General features: G+C 41.6%; 19 protein-coding genes. All 19 read right to left on the bottom strand.

Translation table 11 applies throughout. The features are described 5' to 3' along the window. The coding region (locus ND2E_RS00005; RefSeq protein WP_033096074.1) for a hypothetical protein at positions 1 to 442 on the bottom strand (442 nt) is incomplete at its 3' end. Continuing rightward, on the bottom strand, positions 442 to 3255 hold the full coding sequence (locus ND2E_RS22580; protein ID WP_052057117.1) for a tape measure protein: 2814 nt from the start codon (positions 3253 to 3255) through the stop codon (positions 442 to 444). The genes ND2E_RS00005 and ND2E_RS22580, both read right to left, overlap by 1 nt. Then, on the bottom strand, positions 3248 to 3526 hold the full coding sequence (locus ND2E_RS00010; RefSeq protein ID WP_033096073.1) for a DUF1799 domain-containing protein: 279 nt from the start codon (positions 3524 to 3526) through the stop codon (positions 3248 to 3250). Before ND2E_RS00010 ends, ND2E_RS22580 begins: the two co-directional genes overlap by 8 nt. A gap of 59 nt (positions 3527 to 3585) precedes the next feature. Then, positions 3586 to 3909 carry a hypothetical protein gene (locus tag ND2E_RS00015; protein WP_033096072.1) on the bottom strand — a complete coding sequence of 108 codons (324 nt, stop codon included), beginning with the start codon at positions 3907 to 3909 and terminating at the stop codon, positions 3586 to 3588. Positions 3910 to 4039: 130 nt separating this feature from the next. Further along, positions 4040 to 4960: a phage tail tube protein gene (locus ND2E_RS00020; RefSeq protein ID WP_033096071.1), complete on the bottom strand. Its 921-nt coding sequence runs from the start codon at positions 4958 to 4960 to the stop codon at positions 4040 to 4042. 11 nt (positions 4961 to 4971) lie between these two features. Further along, positions 4972 to 5160 (bottom strand): hypothetical protein, encoded by a 189-nt coding sequence (locus ND2E_RS00025; protein ID WP_033096070.1) that lies wholly within the window; start codon positions 5158 to 5160, stop codon positions 4972 to 4974. Beyond that, on the bottom strand, positions 5157 to 5594 hold the full coding sequence (locus ND2E_RS00030; protein WP_033096069.1) for a phage tail terminator protein: 438 nt from the start codon (positions 5592 to 5594) through the stop codon (positions 5157 to 5159). The genes ND2E_RS00025 and ND2E_RS00030 overlap by 4 nt, the downstream gene beginning before the upstream one ends. A 10-nt stretch (positions 5595 to 5604) precedes the next feature. After that, positions 5605 to 6024: a gp436 family protein gene (locus ND2E_RS00035; protein WP_033096068.1), complete on the bottom strand. Its 420-nt coding sequence runs from the start codon at positions 6022 to 6024 to the stop codon at positions 5605 to 5607. Positions 6025 to 6029: 5 nt separating this feature from the next. Then, positions 6030 to 6479, bottom strand: a complete 450-nt coding sequence (locus tag ND2E_RS23450; RefSeq protein WP_033096067.1) for an HI1506-related protein — start codon at positions 6477 to 6479, stop codon at positions 6030 to 6032. Positions 6480 to 6558: 79 nt separating this feature from the next. Beyond that, positions 6559 to 7467 (bottom strand): Mu-like prophage major head subunit gpT family protein, encoded by a 909-nt coding sequence (locus tag ND2E_RS00045; RefSeq protein WP_033096066.1) that lies wholly within the window; start codon positions 7465 to 7467, stop codon positions 6559 to 6561. After that, positions 7467 to 8642 carry a phage protease gene (locus ND2E_RS00050; RefSeq protein WP_033096065.1) on the bottom strand — a complete coding sequence of 392 codons (1176 nt, stop codon included), beginning with the start codon at positions 8640 to 8642 and terminating at the stop codon, positions 7467 to 7469. The genes ND2E_RS00045 and ND2E_RS00050 overlap by 1 nt, the downstream gene beginning before the upstream one ends. Positions 8643 to 8715: 73 nt before the next feature. Then, positions 8716 to 9273: a hypothetical protein gene (locus ND2E_RS00055; protein ID WP_033096064.1), complete on the bottom strand. Its 558-nt coding sequence runs from the start codon at positions 9271 to 9273 to the stop codon at positions 8716 to 8718. Positions 9274 to 9426: 153 nt separating this feature from the next. Beyond that, complete coding sequence (locus tag ND2E_RS00060; RefSeq protein ID WP_033096063.1) at positions 9427 to 9867, bottom strand: phage virion morphogenesis protein; 441 nt, start codon at positions 9865 to 9867, stop codon at positions 9427 to 9429. Continuing rightward, on the bottom strand, positions 9867 to 10127 hold the full coding sequence (locus tag ND2E_RS00065) for a hypothetical protein (protein ID WP_033096062.1): 261 nt from the start codon (positions 10125 to 10127) through the stop codon (positions 9867 to 9869). The genes ND2E_RS00060 and ND2E_RS00065 overlap by 1 nt, the downstream gene beginning before the upstream one ends. After that, a complete protein-coding gene (locus ND2E_RS00070) occupies positions 10124 to 11536 on the bottom strand; it encodes a phage head morphogenesis protein (protein WP_033096061.1) in 1413 nt (470 codons plus the stop codon). Before ND2E_RS00070 ends, ND2E_RS00065 begins: the two co-directional genes overlap by 4 nt. Next, positions 11536 to 13149, bottom strand: a complete 1614-nt coding sequence (locus ND2E_RS00075; protein ID WP_033096060.1) for a DUF935 domain-containing protein — start codon at positions 13147 to 13149, stop codon at positions 11536 to 11538. The genes ND2E_RS00070 and ND2E_RS00075 overlap by 1 nt, the downstream gene beginning before the upstream one ends. A 2-nt stretch (positions 13150 to 13151) precedes the next feature. Beyond that, complete coding sequence (locus ND2E_RS00080; protein ID WP_033096059.1) at positions 13152 to 14729, bottom strand: hypothetical protein; 1578 nt, start codon at positions 14727 to 14729, stop codon at positions 13152 to 13154. Next, on the bottom strand, positions 14729 to 15307 hold the full coding sequence (locus ND2E_RS00085) for a DUF3486 family protein (protein ID WP_033096058.1): 579 nt from the start codon (positions 15305 to 15307) through the stop codon (positions 14729 to 14731). The genes ND2E_RS00080 and ND2E_RS00085 overlap by 1 nt, the downstream gene beginning before the upstream one ends. Beyond that, positions 15288 to 15572, bottom strand: a complete 285-nt coding sequence (locus ND2E_RS00090) for a hypothetical protein (RefSeq protein WP_033096057.1) — start codon at positions 15570 to 15572, stop codon at positions 15288 to 15290. Before ND2E_RS00090 ends, ND2E_RS00085 begins: the two co-directional genes overlap by 20 nt. Position 15573: the final 1 nt, after the last annotated feature.

The raw sequence follows: 15573 nt of genomic DNA, 5'->3' as shown, positions 1-15573 counted from the left end.
CAAACTTTAAGGTAACTTGGCCACTGCTATTAGTTACCGCGTTTTGCGTTAATTCATGAACACGCTTACCTAGTTGAAATCTGTCTCCAATATGACCCACAACCGTGTTGGCAGTTAAACCGTCAACTAGTAGCACAATGCCGTATTGGCCTGCACCTTTAACTCGAGCTACACCAGGGAAACTGCCGATATTGCTATGAGCAAAATCTTTCACGCGTAATTGATTAACTTGGCCACGTAGCGCGATTAACGCACCACGAATATCTCGGCCATACGCATGAGGTAGGTTTTTCCATTCTAATTTTACTTGCCACTTTTCGCCTGGCTCTTCAGAAACCTGTTCAACCTTTGAATACGGATTAAAAGCAGCTGTGCTTGACGGAATAACCATCCAGCTGCATTTGCTTGGGGTAATATCGGGTAAGTCAATAATATTGGGCATTACATCGCCGCCTTAAGTTGTTCGGTTAACGGGCCACCCGTGGAAAAATCTTCGTATAAATCGGCGCGCATTTTTTCAGTTGATAAGGCCATGACACTTTCAATATCGTCAGGATTATTATTCCCTTCAAAAGTGTTGTGATTGGTTATGTGAATGACGGTGCCTGAGCCAGAGCCTACGCTACCTTTATTCAACGCTTGTTTTAAATCTTGGTTGGTTCGGCTATCTACAACACGTTCACCTTTATCAAGTAACCATGTTCCTTCGCGGGGGATTTCGTCGATACCATCGTGAGCCATACCCGCCATACCTGCGGAAGCAGCAGTAATAGCACCAGCCATTGGTGTTGCCACCGCTAATGCAGCAGTCATTGCGCCAGGAGCCGCAGCAGGACCAAGAACAGGAATAGCCGAAATAGATGCAAAAGTAGCTAAACCAGCCTGCATGGCGGTTGCTGAAGCATTAGCAGACATAAACGTAGCTGCTGAAATAGCCGTACCTTTATTGATGGCTTTTTCAATGGCGAATAGTGCGAGTTTTTTAACACCTATTTGTACAATGCCCGAAATCACCTCTTTAATAACTGAGCGGCCAATATTTTTCATAGCATCACTAAAACTCTGGCCTTCCATTATGGACGTTGCTGTCGCATCACCAATGCCTTGCGCAAAACGGTCAAATGAATTTCCCCACATCACATCGAAATTTTCAGTGGTACTCGCAATGTGCTCATTCATCTGTTCCCAAAAAGACAGCTGCTTTTCAGTATCGGCTTCAACTCTATCTGCAAGCTCAGCCTTTAACATTAATTGCTCTTTTAATTGGTCATTAATGCCAACTAAACTGCCATGCTCTAGCTCAAAAGCTAATTGTTGAACGTTAGTTACTTCACCTGAAAGGGATACTTTTCGCTGTAGTGTCTCTGCATAACTTTGCGCTGATTGCTGAAGTTGTTCGGATTGTTGAAGCGCTTGTTTATCTGCCGCTAAGCTTTCTTTTTTAGTATCAATTTCTTTAGCTATATTAACAATTGATGCCTTTTGACCTGGTAATAAGTCTTTGTATTTTCCTAGCTGAGTTTCATACTCTGCTTTGGCTAATTCTGAGGTTTTACCAAGTAAACTAAGCTGTCTTTTTAACGCACCTTCTTGGTCTTTAAATACGTCTAATACTTTGCCACTTTGAGTAGCGGGTACTTCAGGTCTTTGACCTTCTGACGGCTTGGCGAGTAAGGTAGATATTTGTGTTTTTAATGCGGTGATTTTTGACAGCTTTAACTCTAAAGCTTCTATTTCAACATCACGATTTAATACTGTCTCTTCGGTTTCTTTATTAGGGTTTTTAAAGCCGCGTGTAGCTTGAACCTTGTTATATTCTTCTTGGGCTTTAAGGGCTTTTAGGCGAGCTTTGTCAATTTCTGCTGCGGGATCATTTTCAAGTTCAAACAACCTTAAGCGTAATTGTTTCGTGGTTAATTCAGTCAGTTTTTTATTCGCTAAGCTGACTTTATTTGCTAAGTTCGTACTCTCTCGCGCACCATCAGCAGCGCTCATGGCATAAGTACCCACCGCAAAAGCCGCTAACATAGCAACACCTACTGGACCACCAAGTAATGCCATAGCACCACCACCTGCTCTAAGGGCGAAATTTGCTTTGTTAGTCGCTGCAGTTAATACCGTTTTACTGGCAATTAAGCGCTTGTCTGCAAGTGCATTTTGCACACTACCCACAGCAGAGGCTTTATAAGCCACTGCTAAATTATATTCACTTTGCGCTTGAAGCATTGCAGCTTGGGTGCTGATGCGTGTGGCAATTATGTTTTTAGCTGTAGCTGAGGTTTTCGCTATAATGGCATTAGTCGCATGGCCAGCAGCAATAACAAGGCCGCCTTGTAAAATGGTAATGACCGCTTGGGCATGGTCTTTTAGGAATGAGAGTCCTGAAGCTAAGCCATCAAGCGTTGGCAGTAAGGCACCATTAATTGGTTGCTCTAACTCTACCGATAACAGTTGATATTCACGTTTTATATCGCGGTATTTGGCATTAATATTATCAGCAGTTTCAGCTGCAGCCCCTTCATATTGTTGTAATGCGCTAACTAAATGCTTACCAAAAACTTCTGATGTGTAAGTACCAGTCGCAATTAATTCTTTCAAACCACTACTCGTTTCTTGGCCTGCCGCTTTCGCAATTTTTGCCATTAGATCAGGTAAAGGCTCAGTAACTTGTCTAAAGTCTTCCATGTTTACTGTGCCAGCACCAAGTGCTTGGCTTAAGCCATAATAAACACGTTCTAAATCAGCATTACTCGCACCATTTCTTGAGGCAGCATCAGACAAGCCCTGTAACATGTCACGGGCTTGGCCATCGGTGATTATTTTTTCCTGAGTTAATGTCGATAATCGGCTATAGCCATCAGCTAAACCGTTTAGCTCTTTATGATGTTCGGTTGCTAAATCAATTAACCAGCGTTCTTTCTCGGCATAGTCAGCGGCATCATCAGAAAGTCCTTGTAAACGGGTACGAATGTCTTGAAATGCAGCTAATTCAGTCACTAAACCTTTGCCAAGCTCAATGGCACCAAAGCCAACGGCTAAACCCGCAATAGCGTTTTTAACGCTTGAGGCAACTTTATTGGTTTGAAATAGCTTAGTATTGGTGTCGTCAATGGCTGCATTAAACTGACGTGTTTGGCCAGCAGTACGTTGAGCACTATGACCAAACTTATCTATTACCTGAGTATTTTCTTTAACTTCAGACTTAAATCTGCCGTTCTTAACATCAAAAACAATACCTAGTTTTAAATCAGTCATCATTTACCTTATTTAATGCTCTAGCTGCTGCTTTGCTCATGATGCGCAAGCCGTGATAGTGAGCATCGGTAAAGTCCCTTTCACTTAGCTTTGCATCTGACTCAATTTGAGGTAAATCAAGTCCTAAACATGCGCCGTCGTTGCGATAACGCATCAAGTCGCTAACTTGGGTAAACCACACTACAACAGGCCAATTTTGTGGAAACACTTCAAAATCTTTTACTTTGGTTAATTCGTCAATGATTTCCTTGGGTGCACCGTGAGTTTTCATATCTTTAATTGTGCTGCTCTCTACAAAAGGTGCCGCTGCCCAGTCTTTAGCAGCGGCTTTTAGTTTTTTACTACAGCGCCAATTGAGGCGTTGAGATAACCAACCATAAATGAACGGTGGACAAAGCTTTTTTTCAACAACATATCCAAATTATCGCCTGAATATGCCAGAGGTTTCTTATCAATATCATCAATGTGTTTCCATGCCTTAATTACACGTTTTAACACTGCTTTTTCACCCTTTAGTGCCAATTCGTCGTACTCATCTTCTTCTAATATTTCTAACTGCAGACTCACTTCGTGATTTGATGTTTCACCACCATCAATAGGCACATTAATAACGACAGGCCACCACACTGTTGGGTTATTCATTACTGTAAACATAAGAACTCTCTATAAAAGTTAAGGCTGTTAAACAGCCATTAAAAAGGTATTAAAGGTGGCATCCTTGCCATGCAGGTCCAAGCTCCAGTGCTCCAGCACCTTCAACGCCCTTGGTTGTGCAAAATAAGTGTTAAGTTAAGGTGAATTTAATTTCGTCATTCCCTGCAGTACTGGGGATTAAAATTAAGTCCATATCTAAACTGGCTGTACCATCATTATCACCGTACTTAGGCGGCTTAACTTGCACTTTCGGGCAATCGACTTTACAAATAAGTCCTGGTACTTGGCCATTTTGAATAGAGAGCGCACCAGTGACTGAGTTTTTAGCATCACTGAAGAAGTCTTTAACGGATAAATCAGGTGCTTCAATACTGACAGAGCCACTTGCTTTACGCTCGTTAATGTCAATGCTTTGGGTCGTTAAGGTTTCAATGAATTTAACGTCTTGGCCAACATCTAAAGATAACTTGTAAGGCTTTGCGGCAAAGCCATTTAGCATAAAGCCTGAAGTTCGGCCTGCACCTGTTGGCGTTGGTTTTTGCCATAAAGACCAATCAGGGGTTACGGGGGCAACTTCAGTGGGGTCTACCCATAAGCCGATAAAGTTAAACTCTAAGTATGGAATACCTTTTTCTAGGGTAACTTTGACATTACCGCGAGCGCCTTTCATGGCGTGTAAGTTTTTACCCATGTTCATATAAAGCGTGGCACTTTCGTAATTACTGGCCGCTAAATCATATTCAACCGAAGTAGCTGCAGTAATCGTTTCAGCAAAACCACAAGCACGTACTAATGGCCCCCATGCAGGAGCCGTAGCAACAGTGCCGCTGCCTTGGAATTCAATTTTAAAACTAATGAGTACATGCTCACCACTAACAATAGATTCATCAGCGCCTAGGTAAGGTTTCACCAAACCTCGCTCTAAGGCTTCGGCCTCAAGTGGTGTTAAGTCAACATCTTTGGCTAGAATGGCATTTGCTGCACCAGGCGAAGCATCAACACCATAAGTTGTTTCTAGTTTTGCTAAGAGTAATTTTTCACTAAATTTCATGGATAGATTCCTTATTTAGTCTGGGCTTTTTTAGCCGGAGCCTTACTTTGAGTAACATTGTCTTCTTGCTGCTCAAAACCTGTAATTTCTTGAGGCTTGGTTTGTTCAACCAAGGTGGTTTTTCCCGTTTCAGGGTCTTTGGTATAACTACCGCCTTGACGGCTATTTAACTTAATTGGTGTTTTCACGGGCTTAGTCATTGTGTTGCCTCTTCAAAATGTGTAGTAGTAAATCGCTCTAGCTGCCAAAGTGCATGCTCTGTTACACCAACCGTATCAGCAGCGGCAAGTAATAGACTTGAGTGTTCACTTGTTGGGTTAAAGCCAAATAATGCTTTTCTTGTCGCTGCTAGAATAGGTGCCACCGCTGTTTTTGCTTTCATGCCTTGTGGATCATTAGTTTTGCTAATGCCTACAACCACGCCAATAGTGGTAGTGACTTCTTGCAGTGCTGTGCCCATGTCACGACTGTTGTTACCAGGACGACGACTAATTTCAATAATAAAGGCAACTGGTGACGGTTTTAGCCGACCTTTCATAGAGCTACTTAAATCAATCGCCTCTTCAACTTTGTTAAAGAGCGGTTTACCGTCTAATTGAGCTGCAATTAACTTGGTAATAACACTGCTAATCATTAGCTACTCCTTAGATAAACCCTGTTGATTTACTGCGAGCAAAAACACTACCGGCACTTTGAATATCGGCTAAATCAGTACTTGTAGCTTTACTACCCGTACCATCAACACCTAAGCTAATTTCACCTTTAGAGACACTAAACAAAAACTTAATAGCCGCATCATATCGTTTGGTTACTTGCTCACTAGCTTGTTCGTCGTAAAGGTTATAGCGAGCAACATTGCAACAAAGCGCTTTGAGTACTGGTGGTACAGTGTCCAGTGGTAATTGATAACGACCACCTAAGTAACCATCCATTTCAGCACTAGCATCCGTAATAGCTTGACCAAGTACGGTTTCATCAATAACACCTGAATTATTAAGCTGTGTTAAATCAACTAACTCGTCTTGGCCAAACCTGTCTATTAAGTCTTGTTTCGTGCAATACATGAGATTTAATCTGGTACGTGATTAATGACGTTATCTTGATACCAAGCCCATGCAGCATCACGGTCAGCGCCACTTACCTTTAACCCACCAAACTCATCACAGTTTGGCTTTCTAGTTAAAGGCTCTTGGCATTGTTTGGCGTGAACCGCGGCAATAATTGCATGTAGCTCTTTTGGCGCATGTGATAAATCAAGTGTCACATCATCTACACTTGGGCCAGTTATAGACTTGTCCACACTATCAGCGTCCACATTCCCTTGCGACGAACTGTCCGCACCTGGCTCAATCGACTCAGTTGATTGCACCAGTAAGTTATGATCTTGTTCAATTTTCGCGAGTTGTATTTCATCAACTTCAACGGTGTTTTCACCTTTATCAAACGCAATGCCTGCACGGCGATAGCCTGTGTGCATTGAACTAATAATGACAGCGGCAAGAAGAGATAATTTAGCCATTTCATGTTTACTCCAAAGATAACGTTAATAAAAAGGCTAACCTCGTCACGTCCAAACAAAGCTAACCAAAGAGAGGGAGCTATATGTAGTCAGCTACCAATATTTCTAAGCGACCTTTTAATTCGTTAGAGCTATTGGCATCTAACTCACGTTCCATTAGGCGCGTTGCTAATTTTTCTAAACTTGGGGGGACTACCAGCAACGTGGGTTTAATCGCTAATTTTCGACCACCATCAGCAGTGAAAGCGCGCATTTTAGCAATACAATCCCACAAATTATCCGCATTTAATGTCCGTTTATTGGCAAAAGCCATTTGCCAAAAACCGAAGCCTGCTTTATCTCGACAATCAACGCCATAACGGAATTGCTTACTCATAAATACCGCTTCATCATCAGTTTTTGTCATGCTGATTAATGCTGGTTTTTTACGTTCTTGAAAAATAATCGGCTTAATTGCTTTACTGGTATCAAGTAAGAACCAAGGTTCGCCCACATAGCCTCCATCAACGACTACATTGGCCACTGAAACATCAACGCCTGAGCCATCGGCTTCTGGGTTTACTGGGTGGTCTGTATCAAAGAAGAATTGACCGTCATAACAAGCCGTAGTAAAACCAGCACTGAGTAATGGAAAACACTCTTCGTCAGGATGAATAGCTGCCGCACGCCCCATTTCTTTAAATATTGGTGCGTAGATGCCAAGGTTATCATCTTCAATATCGTTACGATCAACACCAACGGTTGACTCATAATCTTCATTTATTATGGTGTAACCATGCGCCTTCATTGACTGAATATTACGATCACCAATCCATTTAGCTAAGCTTGGAAACTTACCTAACCAGCCATACGTATTACTGGCAGTAGTTGATTTGATAACAGTGGCAATTTTACTAAATTGCGGTTGGGCTTCTGATTTACCCGCTTCAAAATTGGCGTTATAGCCAGTAAAAAGTGCGGAGATTAACGCAGGAGTAATAACAGCCATTACTTGGTTTCCTTATTGATAGTTGCTAGAAAATCTTTATGGCTAAGGCCAAGTTGATCAGCGGTGTATTGTTGCTCTGCAGTTAATGCGGCAACATTTCCCCCAGGCGCTTTCTTACCTTGGGTTTGTTTTGACTTTAAAGCTGCAATTGCCGGGCGGGCATCAACCATTTTTTTCAGCGCGACAAAACCTTGCTGTTTGCCAAAATCAGTTAAATAACTAATTTCAGACTCAAATACCTTGTCGGCATTGTCTTTTAATAGTTGGTCAACTGAATTGCTATCACCTGTCGCTTTTAATGCAGCAACTTGAGTGATTGCCGCATCATAAGTTTCTTTAGGTACAAATTTACTTAAATCGACATTACCATCAGCAGTAGCCGCGTTAGCTTTAAGTGCTGTCACCGAGGTTTGTGCGGTATTTAAATCTTTTTCAAGCTGGCCACTAAGGTCAGCTTTTGTTTGTAATGCTTTTAAGGCGACAGTACCTTGGGTAAGTTGGTCGTCAGTGATATCAGCATCACTAGCGACAGTTACCCCAAGTAATGCCAACAATTGGGTTGCTGCGTTCATAGCGGCTCCTTTTTCGTTAGTAGTTGAGTTGGTTGAAATTGATTTAAGCGCGGTAATAGCTTTCATGCCATCAAGCGCAGGTTCATTGGTTAAGGCAACGTGCATTAATTCAATGGGGCGACCTGTTTTAAGGTCATAAGAGAAAACAGCTGAGGTATAGCGATATTCTTTATCGCTAATATGCTTTGTAGCTGTTGGTGTCCAATCAACGTTAACAGCAAAAAGACCTTCACCTGGTACATAGTCTAATTTTTTAAACCAACCGGCAGCGGGTGCAGGCTTGCCATTTTGTTCGGTGTATAAGGTTTGGTGCTCGTAATCAAACATGAAGTCATTTTTACGTTGAGCAAGATTTGTTTGTAACGATGAAAAGGCAAGTTCATCCATCAACCATTGGCCACCGTCAACATCAACGTCTCGGCCATCAGTAGGCATGAAGTAACCATCAGGTAAAATCTGTACTCGATTACCATCACTTAAACTAGCGCTGTTAATAGCACTGCCAGCAAAAGTTAATACCGCAATATTAGTTGCCGTTTGTTTGGTAAGTACCGCTAGGCCGATGCCTTGGGTAAGTGTTTTTTTGTTTAGGAATGTTTTCATAACGCCAGTATGGCGTTATGAAGTTATTTACTGAGATTCAGGGAGATTAATGCTTGAAGTTTAAGAGTAAGCTTTAACAAAACTGTTCAGATAGCACTCTAGGGGCATCAGTTATTTTTTTGATTGTTTTAATTTCATTATAAACTTCCCAAAATTGACAACTGAGTATTTGAATGACTTGTTTAGGCTGTCGCCCATAGAGGGCAATTTTTAAATTAGGTGACTGTTCCAGTTCGCTCGCCAAATCCTGGTAATCAATTGTAATAACCGTATCTTGGTAATACGTACATGATGAGTTAATAGCGCTACACCTAACGTCCCAATTCACTTCATTAACATTTAATTTTGTACCATTACTCGTGATTGCATAAGATGGATAAAACTTATTTTGAGTTTTAATTTCACTGTATAACTGAGTAAGTAAAGTCCCATCTTCAAGTACATACACTCTTATAAAAGTACGATTGTCGCCTGTATTCTCACCGTTATTACCCCAACGCGTTGATGTAATTTCCCACTGTTTTTTAAATTCATCATACGTTGCCGCTGGTTTATGATACGGCAATGTGGAAGCAAGAGAACCACAACCACTCAACACACACATAAAACAAAGAATAAATATATTTTTCATTTGCGATATAACTCCATTCATCACCACCATTTAACACCCGTTTAAAAACTTCACAATTGAGTTTGTTTATATTTCTTGTGGCAATATACCAGATTTGTAATTTAAGGCGAGCAAATCGCTTACAGGGCTTTGAGTTAAATCATTAAATTGGCATTAAATACCATCAGTTAAATGGTCACGCAAAATATCAAGTATTTCTATTTTCTCAAAGGGTGCAACACCTAGAAATGGTCTTGCGGGTATGCCGTCAGCTTCACGACCAAACTGGTGAGTTGCTGCATATTCAAGGTTAGAGCCAAGCATTAACTGATTAGCCCCTAACTGGTAGTTAAGCGTATCGGCTAAAGTACCGGTTTCAGTTAGTACTCTGTCTGGCCGTTTTTTCTTTTTAAGTGTTGTAGGTGCTAGCGGCTCCCATGGCTCACCATCGGGAGCTTGCTGGTCAACAAAGCGTTGCTGCGTGGATTCAAGCAAGTACTCGCCAATATCTCTAAAAGCAGGCTCTAGTTCACTGCCTTGCTTTAATAAACGATTTAATGCCTGGCTTATTTGTTTTTGGCCACGAACATCAACGCTAACAAACGAGCCTGCCATTAGTCTTGCTCTGATTCATTTAATGCGGATAAATCATCCATACTGGCGGTAACCATTAGCGCCTCATGCGCATCAGCAAAGCAGGTTAACTCATAACCCTTGGCTTGTTGCTCTAACTTATCAATGCGAGCTTTCTTTTCAGCATAGCTTAATTCATCATTGTTAATGGCAACAAAAGCTTCATCCAATAACGGCAAAGGCTGGCTGTGGTCAACAGGATCATCTTTCATTTTTTTCAACATTTTTTCAAGCGAACTCATTGCAAAGCCTTCTTCATTAAATTATCAAAATACACCGCTACGTCATTATTCCACCGAGCAAGGGCTTCACGGTTTAACATCCATGCAGCAAAGTGCTCAGCATGCCACTCAACGTCTAAATCACTACCATAACGAGTTAAACTAATGCTTCGGTCAATGGGCGGCACTGGCCTGCCCGCCTTAAAGTGCACTTGATGACCAAGCTCATGTAACCAAGTAATCATCGCGCCACCACTATGGCCACTTTCTCCCCAGTGCCTCACTATTGCTGACAAGGTGCGAGGAATATTATCTTTACCTTGAAGTATAGCAAGCTCAACTGCGTTAATCAGTTCACTAATGTTTACTTTTTTAAAGTTAGCATTGCTCTCAAGCTTTACGGTAATGTGACTAAGTTCAGCTGCGGTCCAACCATTTGGCATTGCACCACGCTTAGCTCGGTAAGTATAATTATTGTGGCCATACTTTTTAACGGCATCAGGTAAATAATCCATCACTGCATCATTGATTTTTCTTGACGCTTTACTACGAGGTGCCATTTCACTGGCTTTAACAAACAAGGTTTTAACCTCGTGTTTAGTTAAGAACTGGCCAAGTAAATCAAACTGAGGTTTAGCTGTTTTAAACTCGGCCAACTTAGCGTTTAAGCTATGCACATCAGCCCCATTCACCGTACTAAAAGCAGTAGGTGCTATGCGTTGTGGTGGTTCAAACGGTTTGGCTTTTTCAACACTGAGTTTTTGCTGCTGTTGTTTAACGACAACTTTTTGTGGGACATAGTCAAAACCTGGGTCAATACCTTTAGGTATTTTATGCACTTCACCTGTGGCTTTATCTGTCCACTCAGTCATTTCAGCTTTAGGGGGAAGTTTTACTTTTTTACCCTGACGCTCAAGTTGTTTGGCTGTTCGTCCCCGCACCTTGCATTTACAGCCCCAACCATTTTGCGGAAAGTGTGTTTGCCAAAAATCATGCGCTTTGGGTAACACTGTTCCGTGCCAGGATAAATGCATTGGCCTTGGGTGCATGCTGTCGCCGTGTTGATACTCCCAAAAGTCAAAGTGCTGCAGCTGTTCAAAACGACCTGCGTTATAACTTTGCCTCATATTAGTATCGTAAATTACTTTGGCACGCCAATTCGCTTCGCCTGTATGGCTCCAACCGTGCTTAGCAACAATGGTTTTAAATTCTTTTTTAAACCAGCCAATGCTTTTACCTTCCGCTATGGCGCTATCAACGGCTTTGCGAAAATCGTTAAGTAAATCATCCTTTAGAGCACCTGCCACCATAAAACTTGAGTTATGGCCATCACGCCAAACATCAAGCCAACGCTCTGACGGCATGTTCAATTTGTTTTGAAAGAATCTTATCGCCTCTTTAAAGGGTAATGAACCGTAACGAACAGTCATTACTCGCCCTCACCTGATTCAGTCTCAATATCAAAACGACCAGCAAGCTCACTTGCTACAAATGCTTGTTGCATTACTTCACTGGCTTCATCTATGGATAAGTCGAATTTAGCTAATAATTGCTGTAACTCTTCCAAAGAGTCGGCTTGCTCCACCAGCTGCTGCACCTCGCTCGTGAAAGCTTGAAGAACAGGTGACATATCATTAGTAAGCTGTTTGGTGAAACTGTCTAATTGCTCAGGCTCTACGGATTTAGCTTTCAACGCTGTAATTTTACGAATAGCTTTTAGCTTTACTTGCTCACTCTTTTCAACCTGCTCTTGCCCTAACGCCCCTTTAGTTAAAATAGGCTCGTTATCTTTAGGCAAAGGGATTTGCACTTTTTCTTGCGCCCATTGCAATGGTATTTTAAAACCAACATCAACTAATGCTGGTAGTGAATCACTAAATGCCTTCAAGTCTTCAGCTTCAGTGATATCAAACTCAAACCGTGGGGCACGTAATTGATGGCGGTAACTTTTACCATTTAAGTAATACATAGGGAAAACAAGATCACGCGTTAAGGTATTAGCTATTTGCTTTAAATCACTATCGCGCAGCTCCTGGCGAACTTCATTGTGAACATTACCTAAAGCATTAGTCGAGCTTTTACCATCCGCTTGACTCGTAAGCGTGCCGCCTAAAATCGCCTTAGAGATAGTCTTCTCCATTAAACCAACCATGTATTCAAAAGGTTGCTGTGTTCCTTTGGCCGCTTCTTGGAAGTCTATCTCCATGCCTTTTGGAATAATGCCACCCGCATTATGACCAATACTCATAACTGCGTTAAGTAAGGTATTCTTTTCTTCTTGGCTTGCACCAGTGGGATATTTACCTAGGCGCAGAGGCAAACCGTAAATTTCTAAAAATTCAGCTAAATCACGCACACTGTAATTTTTAAATAAATAAGGCCAAGCCAATACTCGCGCCAAACCAGAACGCGCTAAGTAACCTGATTTAGTTTTATGGCTATGACTAATCCAACCAAAAGGTTGTAAGGCTTCTCCTTCTGCGCTGTTATCACGTAAGCGTAGTTCGTTACGGTTTTGTCCTGGCTCTTGGGCAGGATGTGTCATAAACCAACTGGGATCTTTAAACTCTATATTTGATGGTAACCATAGGCTGCCTTGCTGCTGCCATGTAATTTCTTGATTAGAAAAACCCTTTAAAATAGCATCAGACATATCAAAGATAACATCATCTAACATGGTCATATCTTCAAAGTGCTCTTGCAACATTTCTGCATCTTTTATTTCCGCATCACTGGCATTGCGTGGCGGTACTATTTTCCAATCAACACCTAATAATGCACGACGACGTTTTTGCAATTCAGCAAACACATGACCGTCTTTTTCTTCCATGTCTTCAGCTAGTTCACATTGGGCAATAATATTACCCTGCTCTGCACCGATTAAGATATCGGCTAGCTTTTGTGGTGTTAATGCTCGACTTGGGTGGTCACTGTAATGGGTACGTAAATGACCCAGTTTTGCATCATCCGTTTGTTGATTTTTTAAATGCTTGATGCGGAACTTATTGCCATTGCTGTCGGTTTGTATTGGGTGCTTGGCCATAACTAGTATGCTCCGTGGTCATAATTTTGTTGGTTGTCGCCACTATGGTCTGGGCGCATGTGATCTTTTGAGGTTTTTTCGCTTTGGTGCCAGGTACCTGTTTTTTGTGAAAGCTGAGTAAACTCAATTACACCACCATCCATCCAACTAGCGCGTATAGCCATAGCAAAACCGACGGCGGTATCACCATGGCGCTGACGGCCATCACTGCCTTTAGTGCTGCCTTTGTCTATTTTAGGAATACCGCGAATGGTTTGAATTTGGTTTAAGTCATCTTGAACATCTTGGTGGCGAGGAATTTCTAAATTAAAGTCTTCAAACTCGGCTTTAAGCTTAGGCATCCACTCCATGTACCATTTATCGGTTAACATCACTTGCTCAACCATTTCACAGCCGTAATGCTCAGCTGCGGCTTCTGCTAAATAGCCACCGTTACCGGTAGCATCAAACGCTAAACCCTGTAAGCGAGGTAAGCGATCGCAAAGATAGAACAGTAATTCTTTTTGAGCATCGTAAGTTAAGTTGCTCATCTCCAGTAAGAACGGCACACGCTTGGTTAAGTCTTTGTTTATTTGCAATGGTACAAATACAGATAAATCACCTTTACGGGCAAAATCTTCACCAAATGCATGGTTTAAGTCTTTTTTAAGGGCTGTTAAATGGGGATTTAATGCCTCGAACCATTCTTTAATTTGCATTTGTTTATGACGAGCAGACCAGGATAAAAAATCCTTGTCTGCTGTAAAACGTAAAATTGGAATATCTGACTTCATCGCAGCATCAACAAGCACGCGCTTGATATAAACACCGCCACCTTGCTTAGGTACACAAAAGTACTCTTCTAATGCATCGTCTTCAGTCGCAGTATCACCGAGTAAACCGTCTTTCCATGCTTGCTCGTTTTCACTACTCCAAGTATCCCCTTTGATTTGACAAATACGCTGATACAGTCCCTCAGCACAGGCATCATCTAAGGTAATGCGGTGTACTGAGTAACGTTTTTTACCTGCTCGGCTATCTTGAATAATGTTATTGAATAAATTGTCAGTGCCATTATGGGTTGAGATCAAACGCACCTTTGCGCCCCACATGGTTAAGGCTAATGCGGCTTTGAGTACTTCGGCTAGACGGTCGTGAAAGGCAGCTTCATCAATGGTGACATTACCCTGCATTCCACGAAGGTTTGACGGGTTAGAGCTTAACGCTTGAATTTTAAAACCACTGGCAAAATGAATGGCAAAGGTTAAGATTTCTTTACCATCTTGCCCAGCATCAATAAAGATTTCTTCTTGAATGTCCCCTGCCACTTTATCAAAAGCTTTTGCCCACATAGCAGCAGCATCAATAAACTCGCGCGCCATTTCTTTATTGGAGCCAACATAAAAATGATTAGTACCGTGTGCGCTTTTAGCTTTACTGGCACATAACACGGCATCGGCCGCCTCTGCCCAAGTCAAGCCAGTACGACGAGACTTTTCAGCAATTTTTAAGGGGGATTCATCGGCTATCCAGCGTTTTTGATAACCGAGTAATAATTCATTTTCATCAAACGCGACTAATTCAGACGTAACTTTAGACATCAGGCAATACCTAATATTTCACGTTTAATAGCATTAGCACCATCGGTAGTTAAACCTGCTTGAACTGCGGCATCTTCCACCAATGCCGCCGCTTCTTCAGCAAAGGCTTTGCGAATTTCTTTTTCACGTTTGGTTGATTCAGTTGCCGCTTTTTCCAACTTTTCAATCCCTATAGCAAGGTCTTTGATAAACTTAGGATGCACAGGCTCATCAGAATTAGAAGCGTCTAACACACTGTCAAACGCTAAGGTTCTTACCATTTCAATAAGAATTTTACTAACATCACCGCTAGGTTTATCCCCTAACTTGGCAACCCATTGTTCTGACACTGCACGGGCTTGAGCGATACGCGAGCCAATTGCTTGCATTTTGTTTGAATAACGATTTAACCCTGATTTACTCAGTTGCTCATCTTCATCAAGCTCTGCCTCATCAATCATTTTATTGATTTTTTCAAGAATAGCCGTTTGAGTTAATCGACCATCACGAAGAAGTTGATCAAGCTTATTTTTAATGGCATCAGGCAGCTGATTAACTTTTGAAGGTTTGCCACGTGTTTTACGTTCTGCTTTCATCATCTTTCTCTGCCTCCGCATACTTTAAATAGTCACTGCGAACCTTTTGAACTTCTTTTTGAAAAGTTTTCCAAACACGCTTAACGGTTAAATCACTATTTAAGTAAATATCTAAATAGCCACCTTTTGCTTTATAAGGCTTACCTGTTTCCTTCTCTGTTTGGGGCTTAATCACTTTATTTTCTATTTCAGCAGCAACCATTGCTAAAGCTAATTTGTGAAAAACTCGCTTTTCACCTGCTGAGTATGCTTTGACTTTTTTAGACATT

The organism is Colwellia psychrerythraea, assembly GCF_000764225.1.
In the GTDB taxonomy this organism is placed as follows: domain Bacteria; phylum Pseudomonadota; class Gammaproteobacteria; order Enterobacterales; family Alteromonadaceae; genus Colwellia; species Colwellia psychrerythraea_D.
This window is presented reverse-complemented; position numbering and strand designations above follow the sequence as displayed.

Excerpts from the sequence above, each read along its gene's own strand:
- ND2E_RS23450 (WP_033096067.1), bottom strand. The coding sequence starts at position 6,479 with ATGGCTAAATTATCTCTTCTTGCCGCTGTCATTATTAGTTCAATGCAC.
- ND2E_RS00015 (WP_033096072.1), bottom strand. The coding sequence starts at position 3,909 with ATGTTTACAGTAATGAATAACCCAACAGTGTGGTGGCCTGTCGTTATT.
- ND2E_RS22580 (WP_052057117.1), bottom strand. The coding sequence starts at position 3,255 with ATGACTGATTTAAAACTAGGTATTGTTTTTGATGTTAAGAACGGCAGA.
- ND2E_RS00020 (WP_033096071.1), bottom strand. The coding sequence starts at position 4,960 with ATGAAATTTAGTGAAAAATTACTCTTAGCAAAACTAGAAACAACTTAT.
- ND2E_RS00070 (WP_033096061.1), bottom strand. The coding sequence starts at position 11,536 with ATGACTGTTCGTTACGGTTCATTACCCTTTAAAGAGGCGATAAGATTC.
- ND2E_RS00080 (WP_033096059.1), bottom strand. The coding sequence starts at position 14,729 with ATGTCTAAAGTTACGTCTGAATTAGTCGCGTTTGATGAAAATGAATTA.
- ND2E_RS00065 (WP_033096062.1), bottom strand. The coding sequence starts at position 10,127 with ATGAGTTCGCTTGAAAAAATGTTGAAAAAAATGAAAGATGATCCTGTT.
- ND2E_RS00055 (WP_033096064.1), bottom strand. The coding sequence starts at position 9,273 with ATGAAAAATATATTTATTCTTTGTTTTATGTGTGTGTTGAGTGGTTGT.
- ND2E_RS00075 (WP_033096060.1), bottom strand. The coding sequence starts at position 13,149 with ATGGCCAAGCACCCAATACAAACCGACAGCAATGGCAATAAGTTCCGC.
- ND2E_RS00050 (WP_033096065.1), bottom strand. The coding sequence starts at position 8,642 with ATGAAAACATTCCTAAACAAAAAAACACTTACCCAAGGCATCGGCCTA.
- ND2E_RS00010 (WP_033096073.1), bottom strand. The coding sequence starts at position 3,526 with ATGAAAACTCACGGTGCACCCAAGGAAATCATTGACGAATTAACCAAA.
- ND2E_RS00060 (WP_033096063.1), bottom strand. The coding sequence starts at position 9,867 with ATGGCAGGCTCGTTTGTTAGCGTTGATGTTCGTGGCCAAAAACAAATA.
- ND2E_RS00025 (WP_033096070.1), bottom strand. The coding sequence starts at position 5,160 with ATGACTAAGCCCGTGAAAACACCAATTAAGTTAAATAGCCGTCAAGGC.
- ND2E_RS00030 (WP_033096069.1), bottom strand. The coding sequence starts at position 5,594 with ATGATTAGCAGTGTTATTACCAAGTTAATTGCAGCTCAATTAGACGGT.
- ND2E_RS00090 (WP_033096057.1), bottom strand. The coding sequence starts at position 15,572 with ATGTCTAAAAAAGTCAAAGCATACTCAGCAGGTGAAAAGCGAGTTTTT.
- ND2E_RS00045 (WP_033096066.1), bottom strand. The coding sequence starts at position 7,467 with ATGGCTGTTATTACTCCTGCGTTAATCTCCGCACTTTTTACTGGCTAT.
- ND2E_RS00035 (WP_033096068.1), bottom strand. The coding sequence starts at position 6,024 with ATGTATTGCACGAAACAAGACTTAATAGACAGGTTTGGCCAAGACGAG.
- ND2E_RS00085 (WP_033096058.1), bottom strand. The coding sequence starts at position 15,307 with ATGATGAAAGCAGAACGTAAAACACGTGGCAAACCTTCAAAAGTTAAT.